This window comes from Humidesulfovibrio sp. (assembly GCF_031082295.1).
Taxonomy (GTDB): domain Bacteria; phylum Desulfobacterota; class Desulfovibrionia; order Desulfovibrionales; family Desulfovibrionaceae; genus Humidesulfovibrio.
Genome location: NZ_JAVHLD010000001.1, coordinates 95,424 through 112,687 on the forward strand (window position 1 = coordinate 95,424; position 17,264 = coordinate 112,687).

A 17,264-nucleotide genomic window follows, 5' to 3' on the forward strand; every position below is an offset into this window, starting at 1 on the left:
GGAGCGCGAATGGACATCAAGATTCTGCTCGTGGACGACGAGAGCGACTTCGTGGAAACCATGGTCAAACGCTTCGGCATCCGCAAGATGCCCATCGACAGCGCCAAAAGCGGACAGGAGGCCCTTGCCGCCCTGGAGACCAAGGAATACGATGTCATCATCCTTGACGTGCGCATGCCCGGCATGGACGGCCTGCAGGTCTTGAAGCTGATTCGGGAGCGCGCGCCGCTGACCGAGGTCATCATGCTCACCGGCCACGCCTCGCTGGAGACAGGCATGCAAGGCATGAACCTGGGCGCCTACGACTATGTGCTCAAGCCCGCGGATTTCGACGACCTTCTGGACAAGGTGCGCAAGGCCTTTGAGAGGAAAGAACTCAATGCAAAGGCCCGCAAGCAGGGGACCTGACCCCGTCGGCGACAACCCGGGCATCGGGCAGGGCATTCTGGCCAGGGCCACCGGCGCCAAGGGTTGGAAGGACCACGGCCTGCTCCTGTGGACGCACTTCCTGGTGCCGCCGGTGCTGGCCGCCCTGGTCGTTGCGGCTGCCTTCGCAACGCCAGTTGTGGCCGGAATCCTGGCCGCGGCAGTGCTTGCCATCGCCGCCGTCTCCGCGCGCGGACTCTTGAGCCGCCTGAGCCGGACCGAGGAGGCGCGGCTCAGCCTGAACAGCCAGCTCATCCAGTCCCAAAAGCTTGCCGCCATCGGCGAGCTCTCGGCCGGGCTGGCGCACGAGATCAACAACCCCATCGCCATCATCGCCCAGGAGGCCGAATGGGCTGAGCATGTGGTGCGCGAGGCCGAAAAGAACTGCAACGCCGATTTCGCCGAGGTCAGGGACTCCCTGCGCGAGGTGCGCGCCCAGGTGGACCGCTGCAAGAACATCACGCACAAGCTGCTCGACTTCGCCCGCAAACGCGAGCCCGTCCTGCAGGATGTCGACGTGGGCCGCATCATCGAGGACATGGCCCGGCTGGTGGACAAGGAGGCCGCGTACAAGAACGTGACCCTGACGCGCGATCTGCCCCAGGACCTGCCCCTGCTGCGCACGGACTCTCCCCTGCTGCGCCAGGTCGTGCTGAATCTCATGACCAACGCCCTCCAGGCCGTGGACACAGGCGGGCGCATCGAAGTCTCGGCCAGGGCCGACGACGAGGTTATGGAGATACGCGTCAAGGACAATGGCTGCGGCATCGAGCCGGAAAACCTTGAGAAGATCTTCAACCCTTTCTTCACCACCAAGCCGCCGGGGCAGGGAACCGGGCTTGGGTTGTCCATGTGCCACACGCTGGTGACCGGCATGAGGGGCGAAATCTTCGTTGAGAGCAAACCCGGCCAGGGCGCTGCGTTCACCGTGCGCCTGCCACGCAAGACTTAGTGTCGCGCCGGGACGACCGAGGACAGGACGGAAGGAATGATCCGCATCAACACGCATGACGGCAAGAGCCTTGAGCTCGCCACGGCAGAGGGCCAGACCCTGGCCCAGGCCATATTCCTGGCCGGGTTCTGGGACGGCGTGCCCCTGTGCGCGGGCCTGGGCAAGTGCGGCCTGTGCCGTGTGCGCCATGTCTCCGCCCCGCCCGAGCCCACCGCCGAGGAGCTGAAGCGCCTGGGCGCTGCGGCCCTGGCCGAGGGCTGGCGTCTGTCCTGCCTGCATCCGGCCGGCGCCTGCCACGTGGAGCTGCCGAGGCCCAAGCGCTCGGCCCGTCCGCGCACCACCGTTTCCACCGCCAAAAGCGGGTCCGCGTCCTTGGCCGCCGCCCTGGCAGTCGACCTGGGCACCACGAGCATCCACTGGGCCGCTCTTAATGCGGCGGGCGAGGTTCTGTCCTCGGGCCAGGGCTTGAACCCGCAGATGGGCCTGGGCAGCGAGGTCATGTCGCGTCTGGCCTATGCCGCCAAACCCGGCGGGGCCGAAGTGCTCGCCCGCCTGGCGACGGACCGCCTGCGCTCACTGGTGCACGGCGCCAAGGTCGCCCACGGAGGCGCGATCTCCCGGCTCTGCGTGGCGGGCAACAGCGCCATGACCTGCCTCCTGCTCGGCCTGCCTGTTACAGGCCTGGCCAGCGCTCCGTACCGCCTGGACTACGCCGGGGGCGGCCTGCAGAGCCTCGCCCCGGACCTGCCCGAGGCCCTCGTGCCGCCGCTGCTCGCGCCGTTCGTGGGCGCGGACCTGAGCGCCGGACTCGCGGCGTTGCAGTTTTCGCAAGGCGGCCACCCCGCGTATCCCTACCTGCTGGCCGACCTGGGCACCAACGGCGAGTTTGTGCTGGCCCTCTCGCCCGACGAGTATCTGCTGGCCAGCGTGCCCATGGGTCCGGCGCTGGAAGGCGTCGGCCTGAGGCACGGCCGCACCGCCGCGCCAGGCGCCGTGCGCGGCTTCGCCCTGACCCCGGTGGGCCTGCGGCCGGAGTACATCGAGCGTCCGCCGCTGCCCGGCCCTGAGGGCAAGGGCGAAGACCCCGGCATCACCGGCGTGGGCTATCTCTCCCTGGCGGCCACGTTGCGCCGGGCCGGAGTGCTGGACGAGTCGGGGCGCTTCGTGGTACCCGCCACGCCCCTGGGCAAGCGCCTGGCCAAGGGACTGGCGAGCCTCGGCAACGAGCAGGCGCTGGACCTGGGCCACGGCCTGCTGCTCCCGGCCTCGGACGTGGAGGAGCTGGTCAAGGTCAAGGCGGCCTTCAACCTGGCCCTGTCGCGCCTGCTTGCCGAGGCGGGCCTCGCCCCCGGAGCGCTCAAGAGCCTGCACCTTGCAGGTGCCATGGGCGAGCATGTGGACATGTCCGACCTGGCGACCCTGGGCTTCCTGCCGGAGGCGCTGGCTGGCCGCGCCCGCCGCGCGGGCAACACGTCGCTCGCCGGCGCGCGAACGCTCCTGACCCGGCCCGAGGCCTGGGACTGGGTGCTGAAGCTGCCCGGAAAATGCCGGACGCTCGATCTCGCTTCCGAGCCGGGTTTCGGCTCCCTCTACGTTGAAAGGATGGTACTGCGCCATGTCGCTTGAACAAATCTTCCCGCGCCCCGGCGGTGACTTCCTGGCTCTGCTGGCCGGTCTGCCCAAGCACCTGGACGCGGCCATGCCCATGCGCAGGCAGCACCGCCGCGAGCTGCCCGGCGACATCCGCCACCTCTCGCACCTTTTGACCGACGAGCGCGGCGACCTGCGGCGCGACTACCTGTCGGACCCGGCCGCGCTCTCGGCCTATATGCGCTACTTCCTGCCCTGGAACATCTATCGCCTGGGCGTGCTCTTCAACGGGCTGGCCCTTGATCCGGGCGGCGACAACCCGGACGAGACCACCACCATCGTGGACCTGGGCACCGGCCCGCTGACCACGCCCTTGGCCCTGTGGATGGCCCGGCCGCACCTGCGCCGCCGCAAGCTGCACTTCATCTGCGTGGACCGCGCGCAGAGGCCCATGCGCCTGGGCCTGGACACGCTGGCGCACATGGCCGAGGCCCAAGGCGGCCCCGAGGGGCTGAAGCCCTGGCGCGTGACCCTGGTGAAGGCGCCGCTGGACGCCCGCCTCCGCGAAAAGGCCGACCTGCTGGTGGTGGCCAACGCCCTGAACGAAGTCCTGCACCGTGGCGAGGGCGACCTGCTGGAGGACGCCGGAGCCCTGGCCGGGCATCTGGCCTCAAGCCTCACCCCCACCGGGCAGCTGCTGGTGGTGGAGCCGGGCATCCGGCCCTCGGCGCACCTGCTCTCGGCCCTGCGGCGCGGACTCATGCATCGCGGCCTGAAGCCGCTGGCCCCCTGCCCGCACACCGAGCCCTGCCCCATGAGCGGGCGCGGCTACACCGCGTGGTGCCACTTCAATTTCGACGCCGACGCCGCCCCGGGCTGGCTCAAGAAGCTCTCCGAGGACGCCCGGCTGACCAAGGAGAACGTATCCCTAAGCTTCCTGCAGTTCTCGGCCAAGGGCCGCAAGCTGGAGGCGGGCGTAGGCAAGAGCCTTGTGCGCGCGGTGTCCGGCCCCTTCGACCTGCCGGGCGCGGACGGCACCCGCCGCTACGGCCAGTATTGCTGCTCCGACCGGGGCCTGACGCTGCTCTCCCTGCCCAGGAAGCACCTGGTGCCCCTGCCCGGCATGCTGATCGAAGCCGCCTGGCCGGAGACCCCCATCACCGACGCCAAGTCTGGCGCTCTGGTGCTGCCCTTGGGCCACGGCCCCGGAGCAGTTCCCGCGAGCCGACGCGGCACCCGCCCAGACGATATCGACGATGACGACGACTGGGATGATGAGCTTGATCCCGCGCTGGACGTTGAGCTGGGCATCGACCGCAGCAAGCTCCCGCCCGAAGCGCAGGCCGGGGCAAGGCCTCGGGGCAAGGCCACGGCCAAGCCTGGGCGAAAGCCTCCGCGCCTGCCCTCGGAGCGCCCTGCGGAGAGAGCGCCCAAGCCCCGCAAGCCCAAGGCCGCAAAGCAAGCACCCGAAGCCATGGATGCCGCCAAGGACGCCAAGGCGCCGCGCGCCGTCAGGCGAGCACGGGCTCATGCAGAAGACTCGACACGCCCCAAGGCCGATCCCGCTGTCATTCCGGCTGGCATCCCGGCAGATATCCTCGACGTCGATAATTATCCCGACGAGCGCTTCGAGGAGTCCACGGGCCAGCAGCCGGTCGGCATCCCAAGCCGCAGGCCCGGCAAGAAGAAGCCCGGCCGCCCGCCGGTGAAAAAGGTCAACGCGCCCAAGTCTGCCAAGGGCGGCAAGTCCGCGCCAAAGGCCGATTCGCGCGCGGCCCGCAAGGCCAAGAAACAAAAGGCCAAATAGAAGCGCATGCGCGTCGTCGACCTGGGATTCATGGCCTATGGCGAGGCCGCGGCGCTGCAACTCTCGACCCTGGCCGAGGTGCAGTCCGGCGGGGAGCAGACGCTGTTCCTGGTGGAGCACCCCAAGGTCATCACCCTTGGGCTCCAGGGGGGGCGCGAGAACCTGCACGTCAGCGCGGCGCACCTGACGGGCTTGGGCATCGAGCTGGCGCAGACCAGACGCGGCGGCAACATCACCTGCCATTTCCCCGGCCAGCTGGTGGCCTACCCCATCTTTCGCGTGGGCCAACGCAGGGGCGGCATTCGCAAGTTTTTCGCGGACATGGAAGAGATTGTCATCCGCACTTGCGCGCATTTCGGCGTAGCCACGGAGCGCCGCGAGGGCTTCCCCGGCGTGTGGACCAGCGCCCAGGCGGGCCAAAGGAAAATCTGCTCCATGGGCATCGGCGTGAAGCGGGGCGTAACCTACCACGGGCTTGCCCTGAACGTCGGGCCGGACGTGTCGCTGTTCGAGCTCATCACCCTGTGCGGCATCGGGGGGGCCACGCCCACCTCCCTGGCGCGCGAGGCCGGACGAGAGATGAATATGAAGGAAGTGAAGGATGTCCTTGCCGAAGAATTCAGAGCCGTGTTTACGCATCCCCCCCTGGCTTAGGGTCAAGCTGCCCAGCGGCAGGACCTTCGCCAGCACCAAGGGTCTGCTGGACGATCTGCGGCTTCACACCGTGTGCCAGAGCGCACGCTGCCCCAACACCTGGGAATGCTTCTCAAACTCCGTCGCCACGTTTCTCGTTATGGGCCGGGATTGCACGCGCAACTGCGCGTTCTGCAACATCAACCCCGGCGCGCCCACGCCGCTGGACGACGACGAGCCCCGGCGCGTTGCCGAAGGCGCGGCCAGGCTCGGCCTCAAGCACGTGGTCATCACCTCCGTCACCCGCGACGACCTGCCGGACGGCGGGGCCGCGCATTTCGCCGCCACCATCCGCCAGGTGCGCCAGCGCCTGCCGCATTGCACCATAGAGGTGCTCATCCCGGACTTCCGTGGCGATGCCTCGGCGCTGGAGACCGTGCTGGCGGCAAGCCCGGACGTGCTGAACCACAACGTGGAGACTGCCTCCCGCCTGTACCCGGACATCCGCCCCCAGGCCGACTACGAGCAGAGCCTTGAGCTTTTGCGCCGCGTCGCAGCCGACTCGCGCGGGATACCGGCCAAGAGCGGGCTCATGGCGGGCCTGGGCGAAACCGACGACGAGCTGCGTCAGACCATCCGCGACCTGGCCCGTGTCGGCTGCTCCATGATCACCGTGGGCCAGTACATGCGCCCCTCGCGCCAGCACCCGCCCGTGCAGCGCTACATGCCGCCGGAGGAGTTCGAAGCGCTGGCGGCGTTCGGCCGTTCCCTCGGCGTTGCCAAAATGTTCTGCGCGCCGCTGGTGCGCAGCAGCTACCACGCGGCGGAACTGGCCGGAACAGCCCAGCCCTGACCCGGCGCTCATCAACAAAACAAGTCCCCGCAGGCCAAGCACACGGGGACTTTTCTTTTGCGCTTCGGCAAGATTCTAGCGCAGCAGGATCCAGGTCAGCTCGTGCTTGTTGTGGGCAAGATGCAGCAGGCGCGAACCGGAAATGGCGGCGAAAGCCCGCGCGGTTTCGTGGTCGGTCTCGGCCTGGAACTTCAGCGTGCACACGAAATTGCGGCAGGCTCCTGCATCAAGCCAACGTTGTATCAACGTCAGCAGGCGCTCCGGGTAGCAGGCCATGTCCGAGAACAGCCAATCCACGGGTTTCTCGGGCGTGGCGGCAATGGCCGGGTCAAGCCCGAAGCCGCTGCCCAGGCAATGGTCCACGTTCCGCATGGCGCCGATGCGCGGGTCGAGCGGAGCCTTGTCCACGCTGAACACCCGCGCGCCGAGGCTCGCCAGCACCCAGGTCCAACCGCCGGGGCTGGAGCCCAGGTCCAGGCACAGCTCGCCGGGTTTCGGCGCCACGCCGACCAGCGTGAAGGTCTCCCAGAGTTTGAGGTAGGCTCGGCTGGGGGCGCTTTCGCGGTCCTCCACGAACTGCGGCAGGCCGTCCGGGTAGGGGCTGGTGCACGCGGGCGAGGCGATGAGCCAGCCCTCGTTCCACAGGGTCCAGGCGCCCAGCGGGGCCGTTGGCGCGGGCTCTCCGAACACCTGCGGCCGGGCCGAGACCTTGGGCAGCTTCTCGGTGACGAGGGCGCTGCGCCGGGCCAGTCGCACCGGGTGCACCCACCAGTTGCGCTGCATGTCCTTCAGGGCCTTGGCCGCCTGCCCGATGCTCGGGGCCGGGATGAGCCGCGCGTCCAGCCACGTGTTCTGCGCCCAGCCGGCCGGTTTGGCCCGGTTGACGGTGAAGACGAGGTCGCCCAGCACCACATGCCCCGGCCCGGACGCGCCGGAGAGGCCCAGCTCGTCCAGCAGCTCGCGCAGGAAGCCCGACGCGGCCTGGTAGCCCGTGAACGTGCCGGAGTGCATCCAGCCCGGCAGCTCTGTGGGCAGGGGAAATTGAAGGTCTACGCGCTCAGCCTGCATGCTAGGACTCCAGATCGCCCACGGACTGGCCGCAGAGGGTGAGGCCCACAGCCTCGGCCACGCGCAGGCCGTCCACGGCGCTGGAGACGATGCCGCCCGCGTAGCCCGCGCCCTCCCCCGCCGGGAACAGGCCGGGCAGGCTCACGCTCTGCATGTCCGCCCCGCGAAGGATGCGCACCGGCGAGGACGAACGCGTCTCCACCCCGGTGAGCACGGCGCTTGCTTCGGCAAAGCCGCGCAGCTTGCGGTCAAAGGCTGGGATGGCATCGCGCAGGGCCGCGGTGACGAAGTCCGGCAGGCAGCGCGAGAGGTCCGCCGGGCGCACCCCGGGCTCGAAGCTCGGGCGCACCAGGCCGAAGCCCCGGAACTCCTTCGACGCGCGGCCCTCCAGAAAATCGCCCACGCTCTGGGCCGGGGCCTTGTAGTCGCGCCCGCCGAGATCAAAGGCCAAACGCTCCCAGTGGCGCTGAAAATCCACCCCAGCCAGGGGGTTGTCGCTGCCCAGGTCCGCCGGGCCGACGTTCACCAACAGCGCGCTGTTGCCATTGACCTCCGCGCGGGCGTGCAGGCTCATGCCGTTGGTCACCACCCCGCCCTCCTCGCTGGCCGCGCCTATGACCGAGCCGCCGGGGCACATGCAGAAGCTGTAGGCCGAGCGCCCTTTGGCCGCCTGATGCGAGAGCTTGTAGTCCGCCGGGCCAAGGGCCGGGTGCCCGGCCAGGTCGCGCAGCTGCGCCCGGTCTATCTCCCACTGCAGGTGCTCCACGCGGCAGCCCATGGCGAAGGGCTTCTGCTCCAGGCGCACGCCGCCTGCATGCAGCATGGCGAAGGTGTCGCGGGCGCTGTGGCCCACGGCCAGCACCACAGCACGGGTCGAAATCTCGGTGCCGTCGGCCAGGCGCACGCCAGCCACGCGGCCTTCGCGCTCCACGACGGCGTCCACCCGAGCGCTGAAGCGCACCTCGCCGCCCAGGGCCAGGATGCTCTTGCGCAGGCCCAGCACCACGCCGCGCAGCAGGTCCGTGCCCACGTGGGGCTTGTGCTGCCAGAGGATGTCGCCTGGCGCGCCGTGGGCCACCAACTCGGCCAGCACTTTCCGGCAGCGGCCCCGGCGCTCCTTGATCTGGGTGGTCAGCTTGCCGTCGGAGAACGCGCCCGCCCCGCCCTCGCCGAACTGCACGTTGGATTCCGGCTCAAGCGCCCCGCCCGCCCAGAAGGCGTCCACGCTGGCGGCGCGCTCCTCGATGGCCTGGCCGCGCTCCAGCACCAGCGGCGCGAACCCGGCCTGGGCCAGGGCCAGCGCCGCGAACAGTCCGCACGGCCCCGCGCCGATGACCACGGGCCGCTCCGCAATGGCAACCGGTGCCTGCACCGGGAAGCGGTACTGCTGCTCGGACAGCAGCGCCACGCCGGAGCCTTCGCCGCATTTCGCCAGCACGCGGGCCTCGTCGGGCAGCTCCACGTCGAGGCTGTACAGGAAAACGGCGGCGTTCTTCTTGCGGGCGTCCAGGCTGCGGCGCGCCACGCGGAAGGAGGCCAGGTCGCCGGGGGAGACGCCCAGGCGCTGGGCTGCGGCGTGCCGAAGCTCGGCCTCGGCGTGGGCCGGGCCGTCCGGCAGGGGCAGGCGGATGTCAGTCAAACGCAGCATGGAGATCCTTGGATTGTGGGAAGAGCCTTCGGCGGCCGGAGGGAATGATTTCCCCCGGACCCCCTCGTTTGCACGCGGATGGTTCGGTTCACGAGAGCAAAAGCAACGTGCCGTGCTCGGACAGTATCTTCAGGCCGATGGCGACCAGCACGACGCCTCCCAACACCTCGGCATAGCGGCTGATCACGGCGATGCGCCCGGCCAGGCAGCCCAGCTTCAGGCCAAAGGCCGTGATGACGAAACATACCGCGCCAATGACCCCGGAGGCAAGCCAGATGGACTCGTTCAGCACGGCGAAGGACAGGCCCACGGCCAGGGCGTCGATGCTGGTGGCCACGGCCAGGATGAGCAGGCGCATGCCCCGGGTGTTGTCGCGGGGCTCGCAGCCGATCTCGTCCTCGCCCCCGGCCAGTCCCTGCCAGACCATCTTGCCTCCCACGAAGGCCAGAAGCGCGAAGGCAACCCAGTGGTCGAAGCTCTCGATGTAGACGCGGAAGGTCAGGCCCAGAAGCCAGCCCGCAACGGGCATGAAGGCCTGAAAAAACCCGAAAGCCCCGGCCATGCGCAGCATCTGCGCCGTGCGCACCCGGCACAGGCAAATGCCCGTGGACAGCGACACCGCGAAGGCGTCCATGGCCAGGGCCACCGCTATGGCGAAGAGGGTCGACAAAGGCATGGTCAGCTTTTCTCCAGGGTTGCGACGTGGCGCACAGCTACCACGCGGACGACGCAAGCTCAAGCGCTCCGGCCTCGAGCCTTTTGGCGGGGTGCGGGGGCAGCGCCCCCGGTCAATGCCCTCAGGCCTGCCAGCGCGCGAAGATGGAGCGCGGCAGCAGGCGCGCCTCGGCTCCCGGCGCGGTGTGCGGCACGGCCAGTTCGCCCACGGTGATGGCTCCGGGCATGCCGCGCAGCACATCCTGCATGAGGTTGCCGAGCATCAGCGCCGAGGCCTCGATGTTGTACATGGTGAGCAGCAGCAGGCGCGCGTCGTCGGCCAGCAGCGTGCGGCAGTCGGCCAGGAGGTCGCGCACCATGCCCTCCACCTTCCAGACCTCGCGGTTGGGGCCGCGGCCGAAGGACGGCGGGTCGAGCAGGATGGCCTGGTAGCGGTTGCCGCGCCTGATCTCGCGCTGGACGAACTTGACCACGTCGTCGAGCAGGAAGCGCACGGGCTTGTCGCTTAAGGCCGAGAGCTCCTGGTTGCGCTTGGCCCAGGCGATGGCCGGGCGCGAGGCGTCCACGTGGGTGGCGGCGAAGCCGCTGGCCTGGGCGGCCAGGCTGGCGGCCCCGGTATAGCCGAAGAGATTCAGCAGCTTGGGGGCCTCGCCCTTTTTGGGGAACTGGGCCGCGACCTCCGCCAGAAGCCGCCAGTGCGGGGCCTGCTCCGGGAACAGGCCGATGTGCCGGGAGGTCTCGGACACGCGCGCCTCCAGGGTGATCTGGCGACCACCGGGCAAATCCAGACGCAAGGGCCAGGCCTTGGGCACCTTTCCGGTGATGGTGAGGCGCCCCTCCTCGTCCTGGCTGGCGTGGGCCATGGCCCAGTCGCGCTCCGGCAGGGCGGGCCGCCACCAGGCCTTCGGCTCGTGGCGCACGATGACGACCTTGCCGAAACGTTCAAGCTTGCGGCAGTCGCCGGAGTCGATGAGCTCGTACTCGGGCCAGCCGGGGGTCACAACGGGAATATGGGTCACTCGCTCACTCCAAAATCGCTCTCGCTAAAGATTGTTCCCACCACGTGCGAGGATTCGCCGGGGGTGTAGCCCGGCTCAAGGCCGCCGCCGTGGTGGTACACGGCGTAGAAACGCCCGTCCGGCAGTTCCACCCAGCCGGAGTAGCCGAAGTCCGCCGGGCTGGCCTGGCGGTCGTTCTTCAGCTCCAGCACGCGCCGGTTGATGTGCTCGTCGGGCAGAAGCCCGCTCTGGTGGTCCCAGGACCAGGCGTAGTGCCGGCCCAGGCTCGGTTCCTCGGTCGCGAGGGACATGCGCCGCCACACGGCCTCGCAGGCGTTGTCGCCCTTGCGCACGATGGCCCCCACGAGGATGGGCCGCGTCTCGCCGCTCATGCGGTCCACCGGGTACTCCCCGCGCGCGTGGCCGTCAACAAACAGGCGGCACAGGCCGGGCTCGTACTCGATGCGCACCGTGTGGAAGCGCCCCGGCGTCCACGGGATGGGCAGGGCGTCGTCCACGTCGGGCGCCAGGCAGTCCGGGTACAGCTTCCACCACAGCCCCAGGCGGATGCCGCAGCCGTTCACGTCCGCCGAGACCACCTTGACCTCGGCCTCGAACACCGCCCGGGCCGAGGCCGGATCAGTGAGAGGGCGCAGAGAGTAGCGCACGGGGGAGGACTGGGCGCTGGGCTGACCGGCCTCGTTCTTGACCACCAGCCCCTTCTTTGTCAGGCGCGGGTTGCCCGCCACCGGGTGCAGGCCGTGGACCTCGAAGTCCGAGCAGAGGTCGTCCAGCGAGCCGAGCCAGGCTTTGGTGCCGGGGTCCGGCCCCACGTCGCGGTAGGTCACCAGCAGATTCCCGCCGCTGGTCCACCCAAGGGTGGGCCGGTGGCCGATGAGCGGGGTGGGCCTGGGCTGCCCCCAGCTGGCTCCGCCGTCCTCGCTGATGCAGTAGTACATTGGCTCGCCCACGAAGGAATTCTCACGCATGAGGGCCAGCAGGCGCGGCGGGCCGCCCACCAGCTCCTGCGGCAGGAGGATCACCGAGGCCTCGCAGAGCACCAGGCATTTTTCGTAGGCGATGACGGAGAACGGCTCCCAGCTGCGGCCCTGGTTGCGCGAGAGGTAGCTCATCTGCTCGCTCGGGGCCTGTCGGATGCGCGGCTGGGGCTGGCTGCCCCGGTGCATATGGCCGGTGGTGAGGAGCATCTGGCCGCCCAGCTCCACCATGCGGTCCTGCAGGCCGTGGCCCAGGCCCGCGCCCGGCTGCTGCGCCCAGGTGCGGCCCTGGTCGGCGCTGAAGTACAGAAGCGGCCCGGCGTCATCCACGATGATGAGCAGGCCGCCTGACAGCTTGGTGATGCGCGGGCAGTGGGACTCGGTGCAGCACAGGATGCGCGCCTCGCCCCAGGTGCGGCCAAGGTCGGCGCTCTCCTTGAGCATGAGCTTGCGCCGGGTGCCCACATGGCGGTCGAACTCGTTGTAGACGCATAAAAGCCGCCCGTCGTCCGTCAGGCAAAGGTCCGGGAAGCACAGGTAATGCCCCTGGCGGCGGTCGATGACAACGTGCCTGTCGGCCAGGCTGTCGAGGCTCGGCATGGCGTCCTCCGAGTTGTTAGAAAAAGTCTAGAAAAAGTATAATATGCTGTTTTAACTATTAATCCTTTTCCCTCTCGTCTACAACGCGCTTGGTCTTGGCAAAGCTGCGCGGCAGGGTGCCAGGGGCCAGTATCTCGACCTTGGCCGTCACCAGGATCTGGTTCTTGATCTCCAGGGCGATGGCCTTGGCCAACTGGTCGGAGTCCGACTCCGGCACACCCGCCTGGCGCTCGGCGCGCACCACCATGTGGTCCAGGCCGTCGGCCCGCGTCAGGCCGATCTGGTACTCGCTCTGCATCTGGGGGTGCTTGTCCAGCACAGCCGCCACCTGGCCGGGGTAGATGTTCACGCCGCGGAAGATGATCATGTCGTCGCTGCGGCCCTGGATGCGCTCGTGGCGCGGCATGGTGCAGCCGCAGGGGCAGAAGCCGGGGATGAGCCGGGTCATGTCGCGCGTGCGGTAGCGGATGAGCGGGCTGGCCTCCTTCTTCAGACTGGTGATGACCATCTCGCCCAGCTCGCCGGGCGCCACGGGTTCAAGCGTGTCCGGGTCGATGAGCTCAAGGATGTACATGTCGGCCCAATAGTGGATGCCCTCGTGGGCCTCGCATTCGATGCCGGCACCGGGGCCGTAGATCTCGGTCATGCCGGAGATGTCGAAGCTGTGCTCCAGGCCAAGTGCCTCCTCGAAGCGCCTGCGCATCTTTTTTGTGTGGGCCTCGGCCCCGAAGATGGAGCGCTTGAGCTTGAGCTTGCCGCGCAGGTTCTGTTTTTCAACCTCCTCGCCCAGCAACAGCGCCATGCTCGCCGTGGAGCCCAGGCAGGTGGCGCCCAGGTCGGTGAGCATCTGCAGCTGGATGTCGAGCATGCCGGGCCCAACGGGCAGGGCCATGGCCCCGAAGCGCTCGCAGCCGATCTGGAAGCCCGCCCCGGCGGTCCACAGGCCGTAGCCGACGCAGATCTGCACGCGGTCAAGGGTCGTCAGGCCCGCCAGCTCATAGCACCGCGCGAACATGTCCGCCCAGTCGTCAATGTCCTTGCGCGTGTAGCTCAGGATCTTGCGCTTCCCGGTGGTCCCGCTGGAGCCGTGGATGCGCACCACCCGCTCCTCGGGCACGCTCAGCAGCGGGAGCGGGTATTCGGCTTGCAGGTCATAGGCCGTGGTGAAGGGCAGCCGGGTCAAGTCGGAAATGTGTTTGATGTCGCCGGGATGGATCCCGGCCTCGTCCAAACGGCGCTTGTAGAAGGGGCTTCCCTGATAGGCGTGGTGCACGGTCCATTTGAGGCCCTCCAGCTGCACGGCGGCGAGTTCGTCAGGGCTCATGTTCGGGATGAAGCGGGCGTTTTCGGGCATGGAACGATTCTCCTCACTGGGGGGCGCTTGTGGGGCCGGGGAAAATGCGGTAGCTCCGCCAGTGGATGGAGGAAATGGCGCATTCTGCACGGCTTATTGCATCATGCAGCAGATTCGCCTGATCTTCAAGCCTGGACACCCGGTGAACACGCCATAACACCTGCCTGTGGAGAGCATAGCCTGTGGACCTGCCCCTGTTCGAACCGCTCGCCGCCGCGCTTGGCCTGATCCTCGGCAGCTTCGCCACCTGCGCCGGGCACCGGCTGGCGCATGAGGGCAGCGTCATGAGCCCTGCGCGGTCCTTCTGCCCGGCCTGCGGCCACACCCTGTCCTGGCGCGAGAACATCCCGCTGCTGGGCTGGCTTTTCCAGGGCGGGCGCTGCCGTTTCTGCAAGGCCGCAATCCCGCTGCGCTATCCCCTGTCGGAGCTGTTGAGCGCAGGCTTCGCCCTGGCTGCGGCGGCCGTGTTCGGGCCGGGCTGGCATTTCCTCGTTGCCGTGGGATTCGGCACGCTGCTGCTCGTGCTCTCGCTCATCGACCTGGAGACGTTCCTGCTGCCGGATGTACTGACCCTGCCCGGCGCGGTGGCGGCCTTGCTCGTCTCCACCCTGCTGCCGCGCGCGCACACCCTGGGCATCGGCTGGCAGTCGGCGCTTTGGGGCGCGCTGGCGGGCGGCGGCGGGCTGTGGTTCATCGCCTGGGCCTACCGGCGCATCCGGGGTGAGGACGGCATGGGCCTGGGCGACGCCAAGCTTATGCTGCTCGTGGGCGCTCTGCTCGGCCCTGTCGCCGTGCCGCTGACGCTCTTCGCCGGGGCTGTGCTGGCCCTGCCCGTGGGGGTCGTTGCGGCACGAAGCGCCGCGCGGCGCGGAGAAGGCGAAGGCCTGCGCACCGCCCTGCCCTTCGGTCCGTTTCTCTGCGCCGGGGCCGCGGCCTACCTTCTGCTTGGGCCGCAATTCCTGCGCTGGTGGCTCGGTGCGGCCCTCGCCTGATTTGACACTCCACGCACATTTCCATAAGTTCACGATAGTGGAGGATTGTTATGAACAATTACTATCTGCGAGCACCCTTTCGCGTTCTTTTCCTAACGGTCGCCCTGGCCCTCTCTTCCGGTTTCGCCCTTGCGTCGGAGCCCGATAACCCCGTCGGCAGCGTCAAATCCATTGAGGGACATCCCATGGTGACCAGGGGCGCCGCAGCGCCAAAGCCCCTTGCGCCCGGGCAGCGCATTTATGAAAAAGACGTGCTGACCACGGGCGCTACCGAGACCCTGGGCCTCATCATGCGCGACAATTCGCTGCTTTCGCTTGGCCCGAACACAAAGCTCGTGGTGGAGCGCTTCCTCTTCGCTCCCGAAAAGGGCGCCCTGGCGTCCATCCTGCGTGTCGCCAAGGGCTCCTCTGCTGTCGTCACCGGGGAGATCGCCAAGCTTTCGCCGAAGGCAATGCAGATCCACACCCCCACCTCCACCATCGGCATCCGGGGCACGCACTTCCTGGTCAATGTTGAAGAGGGAGCCGAGGCGGCACCGACCGAACCGGCACCGACCGAAGCAGGAGGACGCTAGCATGCGCGCCTCAAGAAGCCTCGCGCTGCCGCTCTTTTTCCTGTTGTGCGTCTTGAGTGTAACCGCCTGCGGGAAAAGCAGAAACGTTGTCCTTCTGCTGCCCGATCCCGACGGCCACGTGGGTTCCGTGGTGGTCTCGAACGCCCAGGGCAGCCAGACCCTGACCCAGGCGGGAACTGCCACGCGCATAGCTCCGAAGGCAGCACCCAGCGCGCCTGAAGTTTTGAGCGCCGAGGAACAGGCCCAGCTCTTCGGCCCGGCGCAGCGCGCCCTGCCCACCAAGGCCGTCCGCTACATCCTGTACTTCTTGAGCGATGGCGTGCAGCTGACGCCGGAGTCCAAGGCCGACCTGCCCAAGGTTCTGGCAACGGCAAAAGAGCGCCAGTCGCGCGACATTTCCGTGGTGGGCCACGCCAGCAAGGCCGGGGAAGAGTCATTCAACATCGAGCTCTCGCGCAGGCGCGCCGAGGCCGTGCGCAAGATGCTGGTCAAGGACGGCCTGGCCCCGGACATCTTTGACGTCACTTCACACGGGTCGAGCAACCCGCTGGTTGAAAGCTCCAACCCGCACGAACCAAAGAACCGCCGCGTGGAGATCACCATCCGCTGAGGAGAGGGCTTTCCCACTCCTCGACAACGGCAACGCTTTGACCTAGATTGCCGCCTCTCGGACGCATGAACGCGCCCGGCACTTTTTCACGCACCCAAGGAGGCTCCATGATCCTGCTCGACGGCAAAGCCACGGCCCAGTCCATTCGCTCCGAACTCAAGGTCGAGGTGGCCGAAATCACCGCAGCCCAAGGCCGCGCGCCCGGTCTGGCCGTCATTCTCGTGGGCCAGGACCCGGCCTCCCAGGTCTACGTTCGCAACAAGGAGCGCGCCTGCGCCGAGGTGGGCATCGCCTCGTTCCCCCACGTTTTGCCCGCCAGCACCACTCAGGCGGAGTTGGAGGCGCTCATCGCCAGCCTCAACGCCGATGTGCTGGTGGACGGCATCCTGCTGCAGTTGCCGGTGCCGGGCGGGCTCGACAGCCGCGCGCTTCTGGAACGCATCGCCCCGGACAAGGACGTGGACGGCTTCCATCCCCAGAACATGGGCAGGCTCGCCCAGGGCCTGCCGGGCTTTGCCCCGTGCACCCCGGCCGGAGTCATAGAGCTTTTGCGGCGCTACGACCTGCCCACCCAGGGCAAGCACGCCGTGGTGGTGGGCCGCAGCAACATCGTGGGGCGCCCCCTCTCCATCATGCTCTCACAGCCGGGCCGCTTCGGCGACGCCACGGTGACGCTGTGCCACTCGCGCACCCCGGACCTGACCGAACAGTGCAAGCGCGCCGACTTCGTGTTCGCGGCCATCGGCAAGCCCAAGTTCGTCACCTGCGACATGGTCAAACCCGGCGCGGTTGTGGTCGACGTCGGCATCAACCGTGTGGAGGAAGGCCTCGTGGGCGACTGCGACTTCGAATACCTCTGCGCCACGGCCAGCGCCATGACGCCCGTTCCCGGCGGCATCGGCCCCATGACCATCGCCATGCTGCTCAAGAACACGGTGCAGGCCTTCAAGGAGCACACCGCGGCGTAGCAACCGCCCGGGCTGCAAGAACGTCCAAGACCAGCGCGCATACCTTTGGCATTCAGGCGGCTCACGCCAACCTGAAACCAATGGAGGACTCGCATGGACATGGACCTGAAGACCATTGTGGGGACCGGGCACCTGGCCCGGCCTGACGGCGAACGGGATATTTCCGCCCTGCCCTGGAACCCGCACCCGCGCTTTGCCGGGGTCGCGCTCCGGCACCTCGTCACCGGGGCCGACACCGCCGGGGCCTTGAGCACGCACTTGGTGCGCATCGACGCCGGGGCCGAGCTTGCGGCCCACACCCACGACGGCAGCGTCGAACTGCACGAAGTGCTTCTGGGCAGCGGCCGCTGCTCCCTTGGGGCGAAAGAGGTCGTGTACCAGCCTGGCGCCTGCGGGCTCATTCCGCCCGGCGTGAAGCACAGCGTGAGGGCCGATGCCGAAACAGAGCTCTACATCCTCGCCAAGTTCGCACCCGCGCTTCTCTAGCCGAAACACCGGGCAGGGCGTCCGGCTCCAC

At 68.4% G+C, this 17,264-nt stretch carries 17 protein-coding genes; 11 read left to right on the forward strand and 6 right to left on the reverse strand.

Going from position 1 to position 17,264, the window contains the following annotated elements; all coding sequences use genetic code 11:
• Window positions 1–9: 9 nt before the first annotated feature.
• Genes RDU24_RS00430 through lipA form a run of 6 tightly spaced genes read left to right on the forward strand, consistent with a single transcriptional unit; the run spans window position 10 to window position 6,261 of the window.
• Window positions 10–408 carry a response regulator gene (locus RDU24_RS00430; protein ID WP_308733747.1) on the forward strand — a complete coding sequence of 133 codons (399 nt, stop codon included), beginning with the start codon at window positions 10–12 and terminating at the stop codon, window positions 406–408.
• The gene (locus tag RDU24_RS00435; protein ID WP_308733748.1) at window positions 380–1,378 is read left to right on the forward strand and encodes a sensor histidine kinase; all 999 of its coding nucleotides are present in this window, start codon (window positions 380–382) and stop codon (window positions 1,376–1,378) included. Before RDU24_RS00430 ends, RDU24_RS00435 begins: the two co-directional genes overlap by 29 nt.
• Window positions 1,379–1,414: 36 nt before the next feature.
• Window positions 1,415–3,004: an ASKHA domain-containing protein gene (locus tag RDU24_RS00440; protein WP_308733749.1), complete on the forward strand. Its 1,590-nt coding sequence runs from the start codon at window positions 1,415–1,417 to the stop codon at window positions 3,002–3,004.
• Window positions 2,994–4,775 carry a small ribosomal subunit Rsm22 family protein gene (locus tag RDU24_RS00445; RefSeq protein ID WP_308733750.1) on the forward strand — a complete coding sequence of 594 codons (1,782 nt, stop codon included), beginning with the start codon at window positions 2,994–2,996 and terminating at the stop codon, window positions 4,773–4,775. Before RDU24_RS00440 ends, RDU24_RS00445 begins: the two co-directional genes overlap by 11 nt.
• Before the next feature lie 6 nt (window positions 4,776–4,781).
• On the forward strand, window positions 4,782–5,429 hold the full coding sequence (gene lipB, locus RDU24_RS00450; RefSeq protein ID WP_308733751.1) for a lipoyl(octanoyl) transferase LipB: 648 nt from the start codon (window positions 4,782–4,784) through the stop codon (window positions 5,427–5,429).
• A complete protein-coding gene (gene lipA, locus RDU24_RS00455) occupies window positions 5,377–6,261 on the forward strand; it encodes a lipoyl synthase (RefSeq protein ID WP_308733752.1) in 885 nt (294 codons plus the stop codon). The genes lipB and lipA overlap by 53 nt, the downstream gene beginning before the upstream one ends.
• A gap of 75 nt (window positions 6,262–6,336) precedes the next feature.
• On the opposite strand, the gene RDU24_RS00460 is transcribed toward lipA, so the two are convergent.
• The 6 genes from RDU24_RS00460 to RDU24_RS00485 form a co-directional block, all read right to left on the reverse strand.
• On the reverse strand, window positions 6,337–7,272 hold the full coding sequence (locus tag RDU24_RS00460; RefSeq protein ID WP_308733938.1) for an SAM-dependent methyltransferase: 936 nt from the start codon (window positions 7,270–7,272) through the stop codon (window positions 6,337–6,339).
• Window positions 7,273–7,330: 58 nt separating this feature from the next.
• Window positions 7,331–8,977 (reverse strand): NAD(P)/FAD-dependent oxidoreductase, encoded by a 1,647-nt coding sequence (locus RDU24_RS00465; protein ID WP_308733753.1) that lies wholly within the window; start codon window positions 8,975–8,977, stop codon window positions 7,331–7,333.
• Between the two features lie 88 nt (window positions 8,978–9,065).
• The gene (locus RDU24_RS00470) at window positions 9,066–9,653 is read right to left on the reverse strand and encodes a manganese efflux pump MntP (protein WP_308733754.1); all 588 of its coding nucleotides are present in this window, start codon (window positions 9,651–9,653) and stop codon (window positions 9,066–9,068) included.
• A gap of 121 nt (window positions 9,654–9,774) precedes the next feature.
• Window positions 9,775–10,671: a class I SAM-dependent methyltransferase gene (locus RDU24_RS00475; RefSeq protein ID WP_308733755.1), complete on the reverse strand. Its 897-nt coding sequence runs from the start codon at window positions 10,669–10,671 to the stop codon at window positions 9,775–9,777.
• Window positions 10,668–12,248, reverse strand: a complete 1,581-nt coding sequence (locus RDU24_RS00480; RefSeq protein ID WP_308733756.1) for a sialidase family protein — start codon at window positions 12,246–12,248, stop codon at window positions 10,668–10,670. Before RDU24_RS00480 ends, RDU24_RS00475 begins: the two co-directional genes overlap by 4 nt.
• 58 nt (window positions 12,249–12,306) lie before the next feature.
• A complete protein-coding gene (locus tag RDU24_RS00485) occupies window positions 12,307–13,602 on the reverse strand; it encodes a phenylacetate--CoA ligase family protein (protein WP_308733757.1) in 1,296 nt (431 codons plus the stop codon).
• Window positions 13,603–13,784: 182 nt separating this feature from the next.
• Between RDU24_RS00485 and RDU24_RS00490 the strand changes: the two genes are divergently transcribed.
• The 5 genes from RDU24_RS00490 to RDU24_RS00510 all read left to right on the forward strand — a co-directional run bounded on the left by RDU24_RS00490 (window position 13,785) and on the right by RDU24_RS00510 (window position 17,233).
• Window positions 13,785–14,594 carry a prepilin peptidase gene (locus tag RDU24_RS00490; protein ID WP_308733758.1) on the forward strand — a complete coding sequence of 270 codons (810 nt, stop codon included), beginning with the start codon at window positions 13,785–13,787 and terminating at the stop codon, window positions 14,592–14,594.
• A gap of 50 nt (window positions 14,595–14,644) precedes the next feature.
• Window positions 14,645–15,169: a FecR family protein gene (locus RDU24_RS00495; RefSeq protein ID WP_308733759.1), complete on the forward strand. Its 525-nt coding sequence runs from the start codon at window positions 14,645–14,647 to the stop codon at window positions 15,167–15,169.
• A gap of 1 nt (window position 15,170) precedes the next feature.
• Window positions 15,171–15,779: an OmpA family protein gene (locus tag RDU24_RS00500; protein ID WP_308733760.1), complete on the forward strand. Its 609-nt coding sequence runs from the start codon at window positions 15,171–15,173 to the stop codon at window positions 15,777–15,779.
• Window positions 15,780–15,886: 107 nt separating this feature from the next.
• Window positions 15,887–16,747 carry a bifunctional methylenetetrahydrofolate dehydrogenase/methenyltetrahydrofolate cyclohydrolase FolD gene (gene folD, locus RDU24_RS00505; RefSeq protein ID WP_308733761.1) on the forward strand — a complete coding sequence of 287 codons (861 nt, stop codon included), beginning with the start codon at window positions 15,887–15,889 and terminating at the stop codon, window positions 16,745–16,747.
• Window positions 16,748–16,840: 93 nt separating this feature from the next.
• On the forward strand, window positions 16,841–17,233 hold the full coding sequence (locus RDU24_RS00510; RefSeq protein WP_308733762.1) for a cupin domain-containing protein: 393 nt from the start codon (window positions 16,841–16,843) through the stop codon (window positions 17,231–17,233).
• The last annotated feature ends 31 nt before the right edge of the window (window positions 17,234–17,264 follow it).